Origin of the sequence: Pseudomonas sp. ADAK21 (assembly GCF_012935735.1) — a bacterium.
In the GTDB taxonomy this organism is placed as follows: domain Bacteria; phylum Pseudomonadota; class Gammaproteobacteria; order Pseudomonadales; family Pseudomonadaceae; genus Aquipseudomonas; species Aquipseudomonas proteolytica.
This window is the reverse complement of the sequence record NZ_CP052857.1, coordinates 194,154-211,200: the sequence shown is the minus strand read 5'-3', so window position 1 is coordinate 211,200 and position 17,047 is coordinate 194,154. Positions and strand designations below refer to the sequence as shown.

Sequence of the window (17,047 nt, the reverse complement as noted above, 5' to 3'; positions counted from 1 at the left end):
GGTGTGTCTGATAAAAAACTTCGCCAAGGTCTACCCACATCCCCCTAGAATGCAGGTTCCTCTACCTCTGGCTCTTGGGGCACTCATGCACATCTCTTCCGGCCGCTGGGTCTACGGTTTATCCCTGACCCTGCTGACCGCGCTGCTCTGGGGCATTTTGCCGATCAAGCTCAAGCAGGTCCTGCAGGTGATGGACCCGATCACCGTGACCTGGTTTCGCCTGATGGTGTCCGGCACTTGCCTGTTCATTTACCTGGCCGCCGTCAAGCGTCTGCCCAGCCCCAAAGTCCTGGGCAAGCGCGGTGGCTGGCTGGTGGCGATGGCGGTATGCGGACTGGTGGGCAACTACGTGCTCTATCTGGTCGGGCTGAAGATGTTGAGCCCCGGCACCGCGCAACTGGTGGTGCAGATGGGGCCGATCTTCCTGATGATTGCCAGCGTGTTCCTGTTCAAGGAGCGTTTCAGCCTGGGGCAGGGCGTAGGTCTGCTGGTATTGATCATCGGTTTTGCGCTGTTCTTCAACCAGCGCCTGGCAGAGCTGTTGACGTCCCTGGGCACCTACACCGCCGGGGTGCTGACGATTCTGCTGGCAACCACCATCTGGGTGTTCTACGCCCTGGGCCAGAAGCAATTGTTGACGGTGTGGAATTCCCTGCAGGTCATGATGGTGATCTACCTGAGCTGCGCATTTCTGCTGCTGCCCTGGGTGCATCCCATGGAGGCGCTGCAACTGAGCCCGTTGCAAGGCTGGCTGCTGCTGGCGTGCTGTTTCAATACCCTGATTGCCTACGGCGCCTTTGCCGAGGCCTTGGCCCACTGGGAGGCTTCGCGGGTCAGCGCGACCCTGGCGATCACGCCGTTGGTGACGTTCGTGGCGGTGGCGATTGCGGCATGGCTATGGCCCGACTATGTGCACGCCGAGCAGATCAATGGCCTGGGCTACGGTGGCGCGGTGCTGGTGGTGCTGGGATCGGCATCGGTGGCGTTGGCCCCGTCCTTGATCGCCGGGCTCAAGGCCCGGCGTGCAAGGTTGATACAACCTCTGTAGGAGAGGGGATCAGTGCCCGGCTTCGAGCATGTTTTCCGGGCGTACCCACTGGTCGAATTCGGCATCGGTGAGGTAGCCCAACTCCAGCGCCGCTTCGCGCAGGGTCAGCCCTTGGGCATAGGCTTTCTTGGCAATCTCTGCCGACTTGTCATAGCCGATATGCGGGTTCAGCGCCGTCACCAGCATCAGCCCGCGCTCCAGATGCTCGGCCATTTGCTCGGCGTCGGGTTCAAGGCCGGCGATGCAATGTTCCTGGAAGTTGCGGCAGCCGTCGGCGAGCAAGCGGATCGACTCCAGCAGGTTGTGGATAATCACCGGCTTGTACACGTTCAACTGCAAATGCCCCTGGCTTGCGGCAATGCCGATGGTCACGTCATTGCCCAGCACCTGGCAGGCCAGCATCGACAGCGCTTCGCACTGGGTCGGGTTGACCTTGCCGGGCATGATCGAACTGCCCGGCTCATTGGCCGGCAGGCGCACTTCAGCCAGCCCGGCGCGCGGGCCCGAGCCTAGCAGGCGCAGGTCGTTGGCGATTTTCATCAAGGCCACGGCCAGGGTTTTCAAGGCGCCGGACAAAGTCGTCAGCGGCTCATGGCCCGACAGCGCGGCGAACTTGTTGGGTGCGGTGACAAACGGCAGCCCGGACAACGCGGCGATTTCTGCGGCAATGGCCTCGCCAAACCCATGGGGCGAGTTCAGGCCGGTGCCGACCGCCGTGCCGCCTTGTGCCAGTTCGTAGACGGCGGGCAGGGCACTGCGAATGGCGCGCTCGGCATAATCGAGTTGCGCGATAAACGCCGAGACTTCCTGGCCAAAGGTGATGGGCGTGGCGTCCATCATGTGGGTGCGGCCGGTCTTGACCAGCTTCATATGGCGCGCCGACAGCTCGGCCAGCCCACCGGACAGCTCACGCAGCGCCGGCAGCAACTGCTCATGCACCGCTTGTACGGTGGCAATGCTCATGGCAGTGGGGAAGCAGTCGTTGGAACTCTGGGAACGGTTGACGTGATCGTTGGGGTGCACCGGGCTCTTGCCGCCACGGGGCTTGCCCGACAGCTCATTGGCGCGGCCGGCGATCACCTCATTGGCGTTCATGTTGCTCTGGGTGCCACTGCCGGTCTGCCAGACCACCAGCGGGAACTGGTCATCGTGCTTGCCGTCGAGCACTTCGTCAGCGGCCTGTTCGATCAGGCGGGCGATGTCGGCGGGCAGGTCGCCATTGCGATCGTTGACCCGCGCCGCGGCCTTCTTGATCAGCGCCAGGGCGTGCAGGACCGCCAGTGGCATGCGTTGCTCGCCGATGGCGAAATTGACCAGTGAACGCTGGGTCTGTGCGCCCCAGTAAGCGTCATCCGGGACTTGTACTTCGCCCAGGCTGTCGGTTTCGATACGGCTCATCGCGGTGACTCTCCTTGTAGTCGGTTTGCGCAGTTTAGGCCGTGGAGGCACGCTTGGGTTCCATTAAAGCCATTTCATCGGGCAATCCCCCGCAAAACCAGGCCCTACAAGGCGTGGGGTTGAGTACCGGCGTTTTTTAGGCGCAGAATGGTCGCCCTTGGGGTCTTACCTCGCCAGCTAGAAAGGAAACTCGATGACTCGTCTTCGTGCCATCTGTACCGCGGTTGCCCTGGTATGTGCCAGCGGCCAGGTTCTTGCCGATACCGCCAGCCACAACGCCAGTGCCGAAGCCTTCCTGACCCTGGCTCACGCAGACAAGCTCGGCACCCCGGTGTACATGCAAGTGCAGCAAATGTTTGCCCAGCGTTTCGAGCAGACCAAGGCGCCTGCCGCCAAGCAAACCGTTCTGGACACCTACCAGGCCAAGGCCAACGCCGCCCTGGACCAGGCCATTGGCTGGAACAAGCTCAAGCCGGACATGGTCAAGCTGTACACCAGCAACTTCAGTGAGTCAGAACTCAAGGACCTGGTTGCCTTCTACAAATCGCCACTGGGCAAGAAAGTCCTGGAGAAAATGCCGCAACTGACCCAGCAATCGGCCCAACTGACCCAGGCCAAACTGGAAAGCGCCGTACCGGTCGTGAACAAGCTGTTGGAAGACATGACCAACGAATTGGCTCCGGCGAAAAAAGCCGCCGCGCCTGCCAAGAAGTAAGTGGAGCCAGGAATGACCATGCAACAGCGCATCGAGACGGCACTTGCCGCCCTGAGCCCGGAACACGTGAGTGTGCTGGACGAAAGCCATATGCACAGCCGTGGATTGCAGACGCACTTCAAGGCCGTGCTGGTCAGCCAGCAGTTCGACGGACTCAACCGCGTCAAGCGCCACCAGAAGGTCTACGCCACGTTGGGCGACCTGATGGGCGAGTTCCATGCGCTGGCACTGCATACCTACACGCCTGAAGAATGGGCGAAAATCGACGCAGCCCCGGCCTCGCCGACCTGCGCTGGCGGACATTGATCGGTCACGGTCAACCTCTGTAGGCGCGAGCTTGCTTGCGAAGATCGTTAACGATGACGCGCGCATTCTGAAAGCACGCGGCGTTCTCAGGTTTTTCGCGAGCAAGCTCGCTCCTACAGTTCGGGGTTTATCCCTGATAGAATCCGCAACGCGCCGCTCAGTCGGCGCGTTTTTTTGCATCCGGTTCACCCTTTGCGAGGGTAGCCACCTGGAGAGAACACCCATGACACAACCCATCGTCGTGGCGGCACTGTATAAGTTCGTCACCCTCGAAGATTACGTCGCCCTGCGCGAGCCGCTGCTGCAAGCCATGGTCGACAACGGCATCAAGGGCACCTTGCTGATCGCCGAAGAAGGCATCAACGGCACCGTTTCCGGGAGCCGCGAAGGCATTGATGGCCTGATGACCTGGCTGAAGAACGACCCGCGCATGGTCGACATCGACCACAAAGAGTCGTACTGCGACGAGCAGCCGTTCTACCGCACCAAGGTCAAGCTGAAAAAAGAGATCGTGACCCTGGGCGTCGAAGGCGTCGACCCCAACAAGAAAGTCGGTACTTACGTTGATCCACAAGACTGGAACGCCCTGATCAGCGACCCAGAAGTGCTGTTGATCGACACTCGTAACGACTATGAAGTGTCGATCGGCACCTTTGAAGGGGCGATCGACCCGAAAACCACGAGTTTTCGCGAATTTCCCGACTATATCAAAGCCAACTTCGATCCGGCCAAGCACAAGAAAGTCGCCATGTTCTGCACCGGCGGCATTCGCTGTGAAAAGGCCTCCAGCTACATGCTCAGCGAAGGGTTCGATGAGGTCTATCACCTCAAGGGCGGCATCCTCAAATACCTCGAAGAGGTGCCCCAGGAACAAACCAAGTGGCAGGGCGACTGCTTCGTGTTCGATAACCGCGTGACCGTGCGCCACGACTTGAGCGAAGGTGACTACGATCAATGTCATGCCTGCCGCACACCGGTTAGCGTAGAGGACCGCGCATCTGAGCATTACGTGGCCGGCATCAGTTGCCCGCATTGCTGGGATAAGCTGTCCGAGAAGACCCGTCGCAGTGCGATCGACCGCCAGAAGCAGATCGAACTGGCCAAGGCCCGCAATATGCCGCACCCGATTGGTTACAACTACAAGCAACCATCCACCGAGGCTTGAACCATGTCCGCGCGCCTGCTCTATGTAATGGACCCGATGTGTTCCTGGTGCTGGGGTTTTGCCCCGGTGGCCAAGGCCCTGGTTGAGCAGGCCCAGGCGGCTGGCGTGGAATTGCACCTGGTGGTCGGCGGTTTGCGCACCGGCAGTGGTTCGGCGCTGGAGCCGGCCACCCGGCGCTATATCCTGGAACACTGGCAGGCGGTGACTGAAGCCACTGGTCAGCCGTTCCGCCTGGAGGGCGCCTTGCCTGACGGGTTTGTGTATGACACGGAGCCGGCATGCCGAGCCCTGGTCACCGCGCGCAGCCTGGCGCCGGATTGCGCCTGGACCTTGCTCGGGCTGATCCAGCAGGCATTTTACGTCGAGGGTCGCGATGTGACCCGCGCCAGTGTGCTGGTGGAACTGGCCGAGACCGCCGGGGTGCCGCGTATCGAGTTTGCCGAGGCTTTTGACCGCGCCGAACAGCATGCCGCCACGGCCGCTGATTTCACCTGGGTCCAGGACCTGGGCATCGCCGGTTTTCCCACCTTGTTGGCCGAGCGCAATGGCCAATTGGCCTTGTTGACCAACGGCTACCAGCCGCTGTCCGAGCTGTCGCCGTTGCTCGGTCGCTGGCTGGAGCGAGCCGCCTGTGGCTGATCAACCCGCCGTACGCGTTGATCGGCTGACCTGGGCAGAAATCCGCCGCCTGGCCCTGCGTCATAAAAAAGCCCTGTGGATCGCCAATGGTGTCGCCGTTCTGGCGACCCTGTGCAGCGTACCGATTCCCTTGCTCCTGCCATTGCTGGTGGACGAGGTGTTGCTGGGCAATGGCGATGCCGCACTGAAGGTGATGAACCACGCGTTGCCAGCACCCTGGCAGCAGGCCGCAGGCTATATCGGCCTGATGCTGCTGATCACCCTGGTGCTGCGTTGCGCGGCGCTGGTGTTCAACGTGGTCCAGGCGCGCCTGTTTGCCGGGCTGGCCAAGGACATTGTCTATCGCATCCGCGTGCGCCTGATCGAACGGCTCAAGCGCATCTCCCTGAGTGAATACGAAAGCCTGGGCGGCGGTACCGTGACCACGCACCTGGTGACCGACCTCGACACCGTGGACAAGTTTGTCGGTGAAACCTTGAGCCGCTTCCTGGTGGCGATGCTGACCCTGGTCGGCACCTCCGGCATCCTGATGTGGATGCACTGGAAGCTGGCGCTGTTGATCCTGTTGTTCAACCCATTGGTGATCTACGCCACGGTGCAGTTGGGCAAGCGGGTCAAACACCTGAAGAAGCTGGAAAACGACAGCACCTCGCGGTTCACCCAGGCCCTCACGGAAACCCTGGACGCCATCCAGGAAGTGCGCGCGGGCAATCGCCAGGGCTTTTTCCTCGGGCGCCTGGGGCAGCGTGCCCAGGAAGTACGTGACTTTGCCATCAACTCCCAGTGGAAAAGCGATGCATCCAGCCGCGCCAGCGGCCTGCTGTTCCAGTTCGGGATCGATATCTTCCGTGCGGCAGCGATGCTCACGGTGCTGTTTTCCGACCTGTCCATCGGCCAGATGCTCGCGGTGTTCAGCTACCTGTGGTTCATGATCGGCCCGGTGGAACAACTGCTGAACCTGCAGTACGCCTACTACGCCGCCGGCGGTGCGCTGACGCGCATCAACGAACTGCTGGCCCGTGCCGACGAACCGCAATATGCCGGGGGCGAAGATCCGTTTACCGGACACCAGACCGTGGGCATCGAAGTGCGGGGCCTGGACTTCGGCTATGGCGAAGACCTGGTGCTCAACCAGTTGAACCTGGCGATTGCCCCCGGGGAAAAGGTCGCGATCGTCGGTGCCAGTGGCGGCGGTAAAAGCACCCTGGTGCAACTGCTGTTGGGGCTCTACACCCCACAAGCGGGGACGATCCGCTTCGGCGGCGCGACCCAGCAGGCCATTGGCCTGGAAACCATTCGCGAGCATGTCGCGGTGGTGCTGCAGCATCCGGCGCTGTTCAACGACACCGTGCGCGCCAACCTCACCATGGGCCGCGAGCGCACTGACCAGGCCTGTTGGCAGGCCCTTGAAATTGCCCAGTTGGATGCTACGGTCAAAGGGTTGCCTCAAGGTCTGGACAGTATTGTCGGGCGCTCGGGCGTGCGTTTGTCCGGTGGCCAGCGCCAACGCCTGGCGATTGCCCGGATGGTGCTGGCTGAGCCAAAAGTGGTAATTCTCGACGAAGCCACCTCGGCCCTGGATGCGGCTACCGAGTACAACCTGCACCAGGCTCTGGCGCGGTTTCTCAGTGGGCGTACTACACTGATCATTGCTCACCGTTTGTCGGCGGTGAAGCAGGCTGATAGGGTATTGGTGTTTGACGGTGGACACATCGCCGAAGATGGCGACCACCAGCAACTGATAGCCGATGGCGGCTTGTACGCCAAGCTTTATGGACACTTGCAACAAGTTCGCTGAATCGATCCCGGCTCCGGCCCTGAAGGGGTCGTGTTTGGCCTCGGCTGTGCTGTCAGGAGCAGTTTTTACTCGCCTGTGCTGATGCAAGGGATCTCATGAAGCAGAAGCGAACTCTCGGAACACCCCGGTTGCTCGGTATTGTCTGGCCCTTTATTGCCGTCGTGCTGTTCCAGGCGCTGCTGGGCTGCGTCAGTCTTTACGTGCTGTCGGCCGTGCGCGGCTATGTGGCGGGCGAGAGCCTGTGGTCCAAGGGTCAGAAAGACGCCATCTACTACCTGACCCTGTACGCCGACAACCGCGACCAGGCGACCTTTCTCAAATACCAGAACGCCATTGCCGTCCCCCAGGGCGGGCACGAGCTGCGTATCGCCCTGGATCGCTCCAGTCCTGACCTGGCGGCGGCGCGCCAGGGGATTCTTAAAGGCGGCAATCATCCTGACGACGTGTCGAGCCTGATCTGGCTGTACCTCAACTTTCGCCATTTCAGCTACCTGGAAAAAGCCATCGAACTGTGGACCGTCGGTGACAGCTACCTGGTGCAACTTGATGAGCTGGCGCAGGAGATGCACCGGCAAATCATCGCCGATCGGGTCAGCAGTGCCGATATCCATGCCTGGAAAAACCGTATCATCGCCATCAACGAGGGGGTGACGCCGGCGGCCAAGGCCTTCAGCGATGCCTTGGGTGAAGGCTCCAGGGTGATTCTGCGCCTGTTGCTGATCACCAACCTGGCCACTGCCTTGGGGCTGATCGCCTTGGCGTTGCTGCGCACGCGCAAGCTATTGGCCCAGCGCCATGCGTTTGCCGATGCCTTGCAATTGGAGAAGGAGCGGGCGCAGATCACCCTGGAGTCCATCGGCGATGGAGTGATCACTACCGATGTCGATGGGGCTATCGCCTACATGAACCCGGCGGCGGAATCCCTGACCCACTGGAACGCGGCCCAGGCGCAAGGGCTGCCGTTGGCTGCGTTGTTCAATCTGCTGGATGAACACGCCCAGGCCGACGGGTTTACCCTGATCGACCATATTCTTGACGGCCAACTCAGCGGTGGCAGCGAGCACTCCAAGCTGATCCAGCGCCTGGATGGCAGTACCGTCTCCGTGACCCTGGTGGGGGCACCGATCCGCAGTGCCGGCAAGGTCAGTGGCGCGGTGCTGGTGTTGCACGACATGACCCAGGAGCGTCAGTACATTGCCAATCTGTCCTGGCAGGCGACCCATGATGCCTTGACCGGGCTGGCCAATCGGCGTGAATTTGAATATCGCCTAGAGCAGGTGCTGCATGGCGTCGGGCGCCAGCAGTCGGCGCGCCATGCCTTGATGTTCCTCGACCTGGACCAGTTCAAACTGGTCAACGACACCTGTGGCCATGCGGCGGGCGATGAACTGTTGCGGCATATCTGCGCCTTGCTGCAATCGGACCTGCGCGAAGGCGATACCCTGGCCCGCCTGGGTGGGGACGAGTTCGGCATCCTGCTGGAAAACTGCCCGGCGCCGGTGGCCGAGAAGATCGCCGAGAGCCTGCGACATACCGTGCAAAACCTGCACTTCGTCTGGAAAGGCCGACCGTTTGTCACCACGGTCAGTATCGGCCTGGTGCATATCTCGCACACCCCGACCACCCTGGAGACGTCATTGCGTGCCGCGGATATGGCCTGCTACATGGCCAAGGAGAAGGGGCGCAACCGGGTGCAGGTCTATCATGCCGACGACACTGAGCTGTCGTTGCGCTTTGGCGAAATGGCCTGGATCCAGCGCCTGCACATGGCCCTGGAAGAGGACCGCTTCTGCCTGTATGCCCAGGAAATCGCGCCCTTGGGCCACACCGAGGCGGGGGCCGGGCATATCGAGATCCTGCTGCGCCTGCACGATGAAGCGGGGCGGATCATTTTGCCTGACAGCTTTATCCCGGCCGCCGAACGCTACGGGTTGATGACCTCGCTGGACCGCTGGGTGGTAGAGAACGTGTTCAAGCTGATCGCCCGTTGCATGCTCGAGCGACCTGGCAGGCCCATGGCGATGTGTGCGATCAACCTGTCGGGCATCACCATCGGCGATGACGATTTCCTGCGTTTCCTGCGGGAGAAGTTCAGTGCCTATGGGATTCCACCTGGCATGATCTGTTTTGAAATCACCGAAACCAGCGCCATTTCCAACCTGGGCAGCGCGATTCGTTTTATCAATGAGCTCAAGGCGTTGGGTTGCTGCTTCTCCCTGGATGACTTTTGTGCCGGAATGTCCTCATTCGCCTACCTCAAACATTTACCTGTAGACTTCCTGAAGATCGATGGAAGTTTCGTAAAGGATATGCTGGACGACCCGATTAACCGCGCCATGGTCGAAGTGATCAATCACATCGGCCATGTCATGGGTAAACGCACGATTGCCGAGTTTGTCGAAACGCCGCACATCGAGCAGGCACTGCTCGAGATCGGCGTGGACTACGCTCAGGGCTACCTGATTGAGCGCCCGCAATTGTTTACCTTTGACAGTTTGCAATGTCGACCTGCGCGCCCGCAGCCTCTGTTATTCAGGGCGCCCGGCACGTTCCGCTGAAACATCTGCTGGTCTGTACACATCACAAATCAAAAGGAGCCCGACAGTGATCGACACATTCAGCAGAACCGGCCCGCTTATGGAAGCCTCAAGTTACCCCGCCTGGGCTCAGCAATTGATCCAGGACTGTAGCGAGAGCAAGCGCCGCGTTGTCGAACACGAACTGTACCAGCGCATGCGCGATAACAAGCTCAGCGCCAAGACCATGCGCCACTACCTGATCGGTGGCTGGCCAGTGGTGGAACAGTTCGCGTTGTACATGGCACAAAACCTGACCAAGACCAAGTTTGCCCGACATCCTGGGGAGGATATGGCGCGACGTTGGTTGATGCGCAATATTCGTGTGGAACTGAACCATGCCGATTATTGGATGCACTGGGCGCGCGCCCATGGCGTCGGCCTGGAAGAGCTGCAGGCGCAACACGTACCGCCAGAGCTGCATGCGCTGAGTCATTGGTGCTGGCACACCAGTTCGGCCGATTCGTTGATCGTTGCCATTGCCGCCACCAACTACGCCATCGAAGGCGCCACTGGGGAGTGGTCTGCGCTGGTGTGTTCAACGGGGGTGTATGCCGCTGCTTTCCCTGAAGAAGACCGCAAGCGCGCCATGAAGTGGCTGAAGATGCATGCCCAGTATGACGACGCACACCCGTGGGAGGCGCTGGAGATTATTTGCACCCTGGCGGGGATGAACCCGAGCAAGGCGTTGCAAGTGGAGTTGCGCCAGGCTGTGTGCAAAAGCTACGACTATATGTACCTGTTCCTGGAGCGCTGCATGCAGTTGGAGAAAGCTCCGGTGACCCGCGAGCGTCAAGTCCTGGCGACCAGCGAAGCCTGACCCGGGCATGGCGGGGTAGCGTTTACCCCGCCATTGCCAGGCGGTTACGGCCTTCGCGCTTGGCCACGTACAAGGCATTGTCGGCGCGGCGCAGCAGGCTCTCGGCCGACTCGCCCGCCAGCAACGTCGCGCAACCCAGGCTCACCGTCAATTCGATACGCGTAGCGTCTGCCCAGTAGTCCCGGGCCTGCGCTGCCTGGCGCAGGCGTTCGCCGACCAGGGTGGCGGCCTCGCGGCTGGTGTTGGAAAGCAGGATCAGGAACTCGTCCCCACCAAACCGAAACACCATATCCACATTGCGCAACTGGCTTTTGATCGAGGCAGCGACGGCCTTGAGCACTTTGTCGCCGGTGGCGTGGCCGTGGCTGTCGTTGATGTGCTTGAAGTGATCGATGTCGAGCATCAGCAAGGACAGCGGATGCAGGTGCCGCTTGGCCATTTCGATCTCGCGGCCCAGGGTCTGGTCCATGGCGACGCGGTTCCCGGTCTCGGTCAGTGGGTCGCGCAGGGCGGTGCGGGTCGCGCAGCGATACAGCAAGGCGTTGCGCATCGGGTAGAGCAGGCTGGCCAGCAGCGACTCCAGATTGCCCTGTTCCTCCTCCGTGAAACGCTGGTTGCGGCGAAACACCAACTCTCCCAGGTGCTCGCCCTCGTGGCTGAGGCTGTAGCTCACGGAGTGATGGCCACGCTGGCCGTATTCCAGGCGCAGGTCGCTGGCTTCATGGCGGTATTGCAGGGCATCCAGGGGCACAAGGCGTTGCACTTCGCGAAAGAACAGGCCAAGGATTCGCTCCGCCTCCAGGCTGGTCTGCAATTGCAGGTTCAGTTGCTGGCGCAGTTGCCCAAGGCTGATGGGGCGCCGTGCGATAAGGGAAGGCTGGCCAAAGCCCAGGCGTTGCAATTTGGCACTGTCGAAGTCAATTGCGTTGGTCTGGGTCGGTGTTTTCATAAGCGGGTAGGCCTCTAAGCACTTAATGCTGTCTTACAGGCTCAATGGGAGCGGCCGCTGGCGGGCGCCTTACTGTTCCTTCAGTTCTGTAAAACATAGGTAACAGTCTAGTCCGCTTTGCCGGGGGTTATAACCCCTGATCCCATGCCACACGTCTTTACGTCGTGCCGCCTGTTTGAAGCAAATTGGAGCGAAAAGCGTGCCATTTCGTGCAATATTTTTTATTGCTTATAAAACAAGGGGATGGGATTTAGTGCGTATGCACAGCGCTGGGAATTTGGCGCCAGCCCCTGTGGGGGGGCTTGTTGTGGCGAGCGGGCTTGTCCCGCGTCGGGTGGCGTAGCCGCCCCAAAACCTGCCGACTCGGTATGTCTGAAACAACTGCGGTTTCTGGGGTGGGGCTGCTACGCAGCCCAGCGCGGGGCAAGCCCGCTCGCCACAGGGTAAGTCGTCAGTTAGAGACCTATGGTTATCCCAGGCCAGCCCGCTCCCGCGTTGTGGGGATTACTGCGCGTCGAATGCCTGCCCATTGATCCCCGAGCTATCCGGGCCCATCAGGTACAGGTACACCGGCATGATTTCTTCCGGCAGCGGGTTGTTGGCCGGGTTTTCTCCAGGATAAGCCTGGGCCCGCATGCTGGTACGGGTGGCGCCTGGGTTGATGCTGTTGGCGCGCACTGCGGCAACGGTGTCGAGTTCGTCCGCCAGGGTCTGCATCAGGCCTTCGGTGGCGAATTTCGATACGCCATAGGCGCCCCAGTAAGCGCGCCCTTTGCGCCCCACGCTGCTGGAGGTAAACACCACCGACGCGTCCTGGGACAGCTTGAGCAGCGGCAGCAGCGTGGCAGTCAGCATAAACATGGCGTTGACGTTGATATGCATAACGCGCATGAAATTCTCGCCCGACAGCTGTTCGATCGGGGTGCGCGGGCCGATGATCGAGGCGTTGTGCAGCAACCCGTCGAGATGGCCGAATTCTTTTTCGATCATTGCCGCCAGCTCATCGTATTGATGGGGCAGGGCGGTTTCCAGGTTGAACGGAATCACCACCGGTTGCGGGTGGCCGGCGGCTTCGATTTCATCGTAGACCTGGGCCAGGTTGGCTTCGGTCTTGCCCAGCAACAGCACGGTGGCGCCGTGGGCGGCGTAGGTCTTGGCCGCAGCAGCACCAATCCCGCGACCGGCGCCGGTGACCAGGATGACTCGGTCCTTGAGCAATTCTGGACGTGCGCAGTAATCAAACATAATCGACCTCAACAAAATTCAGTGGGGCAACACATATCTGAATGTGGGAGCGGGCTTGCTCGCGAAAGCGTAGTGTCAGTCAACTCTCTATCAGATGACCCACCGCCTTCGCGAGCAAGCCCGCTTCCACATTAGAGCTTCATTGGTTAGCCATTCAGCAGCTGCAGAGTGCGCTATCGAGCACTTTGCGCAGTTCCAGCGGATGATCGACCACAACGTCGGCACCCCAGTTGCGGGCGTTGTCGTCGGGGTGGATGTAGCCATAGGTGACGGCGGCGGTGCGGGTGCCGGCGTCGCGCCCTGACTCGATATCCCGCAGGTCGTCGCCCACGAACAGTACGCTGGCCGGGTCCAGGTCGAGCATCTTGCAGGCCAGGATCAGCGGTTCCGGGTCAGGCTTGCTGTTCTTCACGTGGTCCGGGCAGATCAGCAGCGCCGAGCGTTGGGCCAGGCCCAGTTGCTCCATGATCGGCTCGGCAAAGCGCAGCGGCTTGTTGGTGACCACGCCCCAGATCAGCTTGGACCGTTCGATGTCTTCCAGCAGTTCGGCCATGCCATCAAACAGCTTGCTATGGATCGCGCAGCCCTTGAGGTAGCGTTCGAGGAACTCCAGGCGCAACGCTTCGAAGCCTGGGGACTCGGGGTCCATGGCAAACGTCACGGCAACCATGGCCCGGGCGCCGCCGGAGACTTCATCGCGGATATGCTGATCGTTGATCGGCGCAAGCCCGCGCTCGGCACGCATGGCCTGGCAGATGGCGATAAAGTCCGGCGCGGTATCGAGCAGCGTACCGTCCATGTCGAAAAGAACCGCTTTCAACTTCACAGGTTTATTCCTCTCGCAGGGTCTGGATCATGTAGTTGACGTCGACGTCGCTGGCCAGCTTGTAGTGCTTGGTCAGCGGGTTGTAGGTCAAGCCGATGATGTCCTTGACGGTCAGCCCGGCCTGGCGGCTCCAGGCACCCAGTTCGGAAGGACGGATGAATTTCTTGAAGTCATGGGTGCCGCGCGGCAGCAGCTTCATGATGTATTCGGCGCCGATGATCGCGAACACGTAAGCCTTGGGGTTGCGGTTGATGGTGGAGAAGAACACCTGGCCGCCGGGCTTGACCATACGAAAACACGCGCGGATCACCGACGATGGGTCGGGCACGTGCTCCAGCATCTCCAGGCAGGTCACCACGTCGAACTGCTCGGGCATTTCCTCGGCCAGGGCTTCGGCGGTGATCTGGCGGTACTCCACGCTCACGCCCGACTCCAACTGATGCAACTGGGCCACGGCCAGAGGCGCCTCGCCCATGTCGATGCCCATCACTGTGGCGCCGCGCTGGGCCATGGCCTCGCTGAGGATGCCGCCGCCGCAGCCCACGTCGAGTACTTTCTTGCCGGCCAGATTGACGCGCTCGTCGATCCAGTTGACCCGCAGCGGGTTGATGTCGTGCAGGGGCTTGAACTCGCTCTCGCGGTCCCACCAGCGGTGGGCCAGGGCTTCGAATTTGGCGATTTCGGCGTGGTCGACGTTACTCATGGGTAGTCCTCTAAATCCGATAAAACGGTGTGCCTGGCCGGAATATTGATCCTGGGCCGGCGTTATTCGTGGTGTCCACTGATGCGCTGGCCCCAGGCAGCGGCCATGGCGCTCAGTTGCTGCTCATCCATACGGGTCAGTTGCCGGTCGTCGAGCAGTTGCTTGCCGCCGACCCAAAGGTGTTTCACACAATCGCGTCCGGTGGCATATATAAGCTGCGAGACCGGATCGTAGATCGGTTGCTGGGCCAGTCCTGAAAGGTCGAAGGCCACGATATCTGCGGCCTTGCCCACTTCCAGCGAGCCGATTTCAGCCTCCAGGCCCATGGCCCGAGCACCGTTGAGGGTGGCCATGCGCAGCGCACGGTGGGCATCCAGGGCGCTGGCCGAGCCGGCGACGGCCTTGGCCAGCAGCGCAGCGGTGCGGGTTTCGCCCAACAGGTCCAGGTCATTGTTGCTTGCTGCGCCATCGGTGCCTACTGCCACATTGACGCCGGCCTGCCACAAGCGTTCCACCGGGCAGAAGCCACTGGCCAGTTTCAGGTTGGATTCCGGGCAATGGATCACGCTGCTGTTGCTTTCTACCAGCAACGCCAGGTCGTCTTCGCTGATTTGGGTCATATGAACGGCCTGCAAGCGCGGGCCGAGTAGGCCCAGGCGCGCGAGTCGGGCCAGGGGGCGTTCGCCATACTGTTCCACGGACTGCTGCACTTCAAAGGCGGTTTCGTGGACATGCATATGAATGGCAGCGTCCAGCTCCTCGGCGATCACCCGGACTTTTTCCAGGTTTGCATCGCTGACGGTATAGGGCGCATGGGGGCCAAAGGCGATTTTGATTCGCGGGTGATGCTTGAGGTCGCCAAACAGCTCCACGCCTTGGCGGATCGCCTCGTCGGCATTGGCTGCGCCGGGTATCGGGAAGTCGAGGATCGGAATGGCAATCTGTGCCCGCAGGCCGCTGTTGTGTACGCGTTCGCTGGCGACCTTGGGGAAGAAGTACATGTCTGAGAAGCAACTGATGCCGCCCTTGATCTGCTCGGCAATCGCCAGGTCGGTGCCATCACGTACAAACGCCTCATCGACCCACTTGGCTTCGGCCGGCCAGATATGTTGTTGCAGCCAGGTCATCAGTGGCAGGTCGTCGGCCAGGCCGCGAAACAGGGTCATCGCCGCGTGGCCATGGGCGTTTACCAGGCCCGGGCTGAGCAGCACTCCGGGCAACTCGCGCACTTCATGGGCTGCCAGTTTCAGCGCCTGCGCGCGCGGGCCGATAAACGCGATGCGCCCGTCGCGGATGCCCAGGCCATGCGCCTTGAGCACCACGCCCGCAGGCTCGACCGGTACCAGCCAGCTTGGCAGTAGCAGTAAGTCGAGCGGGGCGGCAGGTGGCGTCATAGCGGGCATCGTCCGGGGCGGTCATATAAAGAGGGCGAAGTATACCCGAGCGTCCTGGCTGGCGGATCGCTATAATCCGCGGCTTTTGTTGATGAGTACGGGGTGAGGGATGCGCGATCGACTGTTGGCAGCGGAGAAAGTGAAGGCCATCGATTGGCGTGATGGCGCACTGCACCTGCTCGATCAGCGTGCGCTGCCCTCCCGGGAAAACTGGGTGACCTGCGCGACGGTCGACGACGTGGCCGCGGCCATTCGTGCGATGGTGGTGCGGGGCGCACCGGCCATCGGCATCAGCGCCGCCTATGGGCTGGTGCTGGCCGCGCGCGCGCGGATCGCCGAGGGCGGTGACTGGCAGGCTTCATGGGAGGAGGACTACGCGCTGCTGGCCGATTCCCGTCCCACCGCGTCGAACCTGTTCTGGGCCATCAAGCGCATGCGTGATCGCCTCGATCGCCTCAAAAAGCACGCCGATCCGCTGGCGGTGCTGGAGGCTGAAGCCATCGCGATCCATGAAAGCGACCGTGAAGCCAACCTCACCATGGCGCAATTGGGCGTCGAATTGATCCGCAAGCATCAGGGCAATGCCCAGGCGATCCTGACCCATGGCAACGCCGGGGCCTTGGCGAGCGGTGGTGTAGGCACTGCGCTGGGGGTGATCCGTGCGGCGTTTCTGGAGGGCATGGTCGAGCAGGTCTATGCCAACGAAACCCGCCCCTGGCTGCAAGGCTCGCGGCTGACCGCCTGGGAACTGGCGGACGCGGGCATTCCGGTCACGGTGAATGCCGACTCGGCTGGCGCGCATATCCTCAAGACCAAGGGGGTGACCTGGGTGATTGTGGGCGCTGACTGCATCGCCGCCAATGGCGATGTGATCAGCAAGATCGGCACCTACCAGTTGGCCGTGTGCGCCATGCACCATGGCGTACGCTTTATGGTGGTGGCGGCGAGTTCGACCCTGGACCTGATGATGGCTACTGGTGATGACGTCACCCTGGAAGAGCGCGATGCCGGCGAGTTGCTGGAGGTTGCCGGGCAGCGCTTTGCTGCCGATGTTGCGGCCTTTAACCCGGTGTTTGACGTCACGCCGGCGGACTTGATCGATGTGATCGTCACCGAAAAAGGCATCGTCGAGCGGCCTGATACCGCCAAGATCGCCAAACTGATGTGCCGTAAGCGCCTGCATTGAGGGCTTTGGTGTCTGGCAGATTGCAATCGCGGGCAAGCCCGCTCCCACATTATGAGTGCCTTCATAAAACAACGGTGGGAGCAGGCTTGCCCGCGATTGGCCCGAAAAACCAGCAAAACCCTCGGATCCACAGGCAAATCGTAGCCTCTATTCAGCTCTGAGCCCCTCTCGTCGCCCTCAAGCCTGTCATCCGTCAACTTACTACGCTCCATGCGCATCTGGGGGATAGGTGCGTGGCGGCGATTGTGATACCATTCGGCGGTTTCCAAGGTCACCCCA

At 61.3% G+C, this 17,047-nt stretch carries 15 protein-coding genes; 9 read left to right on the top strand and 6 right to left on the bottom strand.

Features of this window, described 5'->3' with window-relative positions; all coding sequences use genetic code 11:
* The first annotated feature begins 85 nt into the window (after positions 1–85).
* Positions 86–1,048 carry a DMT family transporter gene (locus tag HKK57_RS00965; RefSeq protein ID WP_070995209.1) on the top strand — a complete coding sequence of 321 codons (963 nt, stop codon included), beginning with the start codon at positions 86–88 and terminating at the stop codon, positions 1,046–1,048.
* A 9-nt stretch (positions 1,049–1,057) separates the two neighbouring features.
* Here the strand turns inward: HKK57_RS00965 and HKK57_RS00960 are convergent, their stop codons facing one another.
* The gene (locus HKK57_RS00960; protein WP_029298734.1) at positions 1,058–2,446 is read right to left on the bottom strand and encodes a class II fumarate hydratase; all 1,389 of its coding nucleotides are present in this window, start codon (positions 2,444–2,446) and stop codon (positions 1,058–1,060) included.
* 193 nt (positions 2,447–2,639) lie between these two features.
* On the opposite strand from HKK57_RS00960, the gene HKK57_RS00955 reads away from it, so the two are divergent.
* The 7 genes from HKK57_RS00955 (at position 2,640) to HKK57_RS00925 (ending at position 10,465) form a co-directional block, all read left to right on the top strand.
* A complete protein-coding gene (locus HKK57_RS00955) occupies positions 2,640–3,161 on the top strand; it encodes a DUF2059 domain-containing protein (protein WP_029298732.1) in 522 nt (173 codons plus the stop codon).
* Between the two features lie 12 nt (positions 3,162–3,173).
* Entirely contained in the window at positions 3,174–3,467 is a 294-nt protein-coding gene (locus tag HKK57_RS00950) for a BolA family protein (protein ID WP_029298730.1), read from the top strand.
* 223 nt (positions 3,468–3,690) lie between these two features.
* Positions 3,691–4,632, top strand: a complete 942-nt coding sequence (trhO, locus tag HKK57_RS00945) for an oxygen-dependent tRNA uridine(34) hydroxylase TrhO (protein ID WP_029298728.1) — start codon at positions 3,691–3,693, stop codon at positions 4,630–4,632.
* A 36-nt stretch (positions 4,633–4,668) separates the two neighbouring features.
* Positions 4,669–5,271: a DsbA family protein gene (locus HKK57_RS00940; protein WP_169851649.1), complete on the top strand. Its 603-nt coding sequence runs from the start codon at positions 4,669–4,671 to the stop codon at positions 5,269–5,271.
* Positions 5,264–7,069: an ABC transporter ATP-binding protein gene (locus HKK57_RS00935; RefSeq protein WP_092235104.1), complete on the top strand. Its 1,806-nt coding sequence runs from the start codon at positions 5,264–5,266 to the stop codon at positions 7,067–7,069. Before HKK57_RS00940 ends, HKK57_RS00935 begins: the two co-directional genes overlap by 8 nt.
* Positions 7,070–7,164: 95 nt before the next feature.
* Positions 7,165–9,627, top strand: a complete 2,463-nt coding sequence (locus tag HKK57_RS00930; RefSeq protein ID WP_029298722.1) for an EAL domain-containing protein — start codon at positions 7,165–7,167, stop codon at positions 9,625–9,627.
* A 79-nt stretch (positions 9,628–9,706) separates the two neighbouring features.
* Positions 9,707–10,465 (top strand): TenA family transcriptional regulator, encoded by a 759-nt coding sequence (locus tag HKK57_RS00925; RefSeq protein ID WP_186351725.1) that lies wholly within the window; start codon positions 9,707–9,709, stop codon positions 10,463–10,465.
* A 22-nt stretch (positions 10,466–10,487) separates the two neighbouring features.
* Here HKK57_RS00925 and HKK57_RS00920 read toward each other — a convergent pair whose 3' ends face one another.
* From HKK57_RS00920 to HKK57_RS00900, 5 genes are all read right to left on the bottom strand, one after another.
* Positions 10,488–11,414, bottom strand: a complete 927-nt coding sequence (locus HKK57_RS00920) for a GGDEF domain-containing protein (RefSeq protein ID WP_029298719.1) — start codon at positions 11,412–11,414, stop codon at positions 10,488–10,490.
* A 504-nt stretch (positions 11,415–11,918) separates the two neighbouring features.
* Entirely contained in the window at positions 11,919–12,659 is a 741-nt protein-coding gene (locus HKK57_RS00915) for a YciK family oxidoreductase (protein ID WP_029298716.1), read from the bottom strand.
* 154 nt (positions 12,660–12,813) lie between these two features.
* Positions 12,814–13,485 (bottom strand): N-acetylmuramic acid 6-phosphate phosphatase MupP, encoded by a 672-nt coding sequence (gene mupP / locus HKK57_RS00910; RefSeq protein WP_029298714.1) that lies wholly within the window; start codon positions 13,483–13,485, stop codon positions 12,814–12,816.
* A 4-nt stretch (positions 13,486–13,489) separates the two neighbouring features.
* Entirely contained in the window at positions 13,490–14,188 is a 699-nt protein-coding gene (gene ubiG / locus HKK57_RS00905; protein ID WP_169389658.1) for a bifunctional 2-polyprenyl-6-hydroxyphenol methylase/3-demethylubiquinol 3-O-methyltransferase UbiG, read from the bottom strand.
* A gap of 62 nt (positions 14,189–14,250) precedes the next feature.
* Positions 14,251–15,582 (bottom strand): TRZ/ATZ family hydrolase, encoded by a 1,332-nt coding sequence (locus tag HKK57_RS00900; RefSeq protein WP_070995204.1) that lies wholly within the window; start codon positions 15,580–15,582, stop codon positions 14,251–14,253.
* A gap of 109 nt (positions 15,583–15,691) precedes the next feature.
* Between HKK57_RS00900 and mtnA the strand changes: the two genes are divergently transcribed.
* Positions 15,692–16,768 (top strand): S-methyl-5-thioribose-1-phosphate isomerase, encoded by a 1,077-nt coding sequence (gene mtnA, locus HKK57_RS00895; RefSeq protein WP_169389657.1) that lies wholly within the window; start codon positions 15,692–15,694, stop codon positions 16,766–16,768.
* Positions 16,769–17,047 lie beyond the last annotated feature (279 nt).

What these genes read in the sequence shown, in the direction of transcription:
- HKK57_RS00960 (WP_029298734.1), bottom strand. Translation starts at nt 2,446, where the DNA reads ATGAGCCGTATCGAAACCGACAGCCTGGGCGAAGTACAAGTCCCGGAT.
- trhO (WP_029298728.1), top strand. Translation starts at nt 3,691, where the DNA reads ATGACACAACCCATCGTCGTGGCGGCACTGTATAAGTTCGTCACCCTC.
- mtnA (WP_169389657.1), top strand. Translation starts at nt 15,692, where the DNA reads ATGCGCGATCGACTGTTGGCAGCGGAGAAAGTGAAGGCCATCGATTGG.
- HKK57_RS00920 (WP_029298719.1), bottom strand. Translation starts at nt 11,414, where the DNA reads ATGAAAACACCGACCCAGACCAACGCAATTGACTTCGACAGTGCCAAA.
- HKK57_RS00930 (WP_029298722.1), top strand. Translation starts at nt 7,165, where the DNA reads ATGAAGCAGAAGCGAACTCTCGGAACACCCCGGTTGCTCGGTATTGTC.
- HKK57_RS00900 (WP_070995204.1), bottom strand. Translation starts at nt 15,582, where the DNA reads ATGACGCCACCTGCCGCCCCGCTCGACTTACTGCTACTGCCAAGCTGG.
- HKK57_RS00915 (WP_029298716.1), bottom strand. Translation starts at nt 12,659, where the DNA reads ATGTTTGATTACTGCGCACGTCCAGAATTGCTCAAGGACCGAGTCATC.
- ubiG (WP_169389658.1), bottom strand. Translation starts at nt 14,188, where the DNA reads ATGAGTAACGTCGACCACGCCGAAATCGCCAAATTCGAAGCCCTGGCC.
- HKK57_RS00950 (WP_029298730.1), top strand. Translation starts at nt 3,174, where the DNA reads ATGACCATGCAACAGCGCATCGAGACGGCACTTGCCGCCCTGAGCCCG.
- HKK57_RS00940 (WP_169851649.1), top strand. Translation starts at nt 4,669, where the DNA reads ATGTGTTCCTGGTGCTGGGGTTTTGCCCCGGTGGCCAAGGCCCTGGTT.
- HKK57_RS00955 (WP_029298732.1), top strand. Translation starts at nt 2,640, where the DNA reads ATGACTCGTCTTCGTGCCATCTGTACCGCGGTTGCCCTGGTATGTGCC.
- HKK57_RS00925 (WP_186351725.1), top strand. Translation starts at nt 9,707, where the DNA reads ATGGAAGCCTCAAGTTACCCCGCCTGGGCTCAGCAATTGATCCAGGAC.
- HKK57_RS00965 (WP_070995209.1), top strand. Translation starts at nt 86, where the DNA reads ATGCACATCTCTTCCGGCCGCTGGGTCTACGGTTTATCCCTGACCCTG.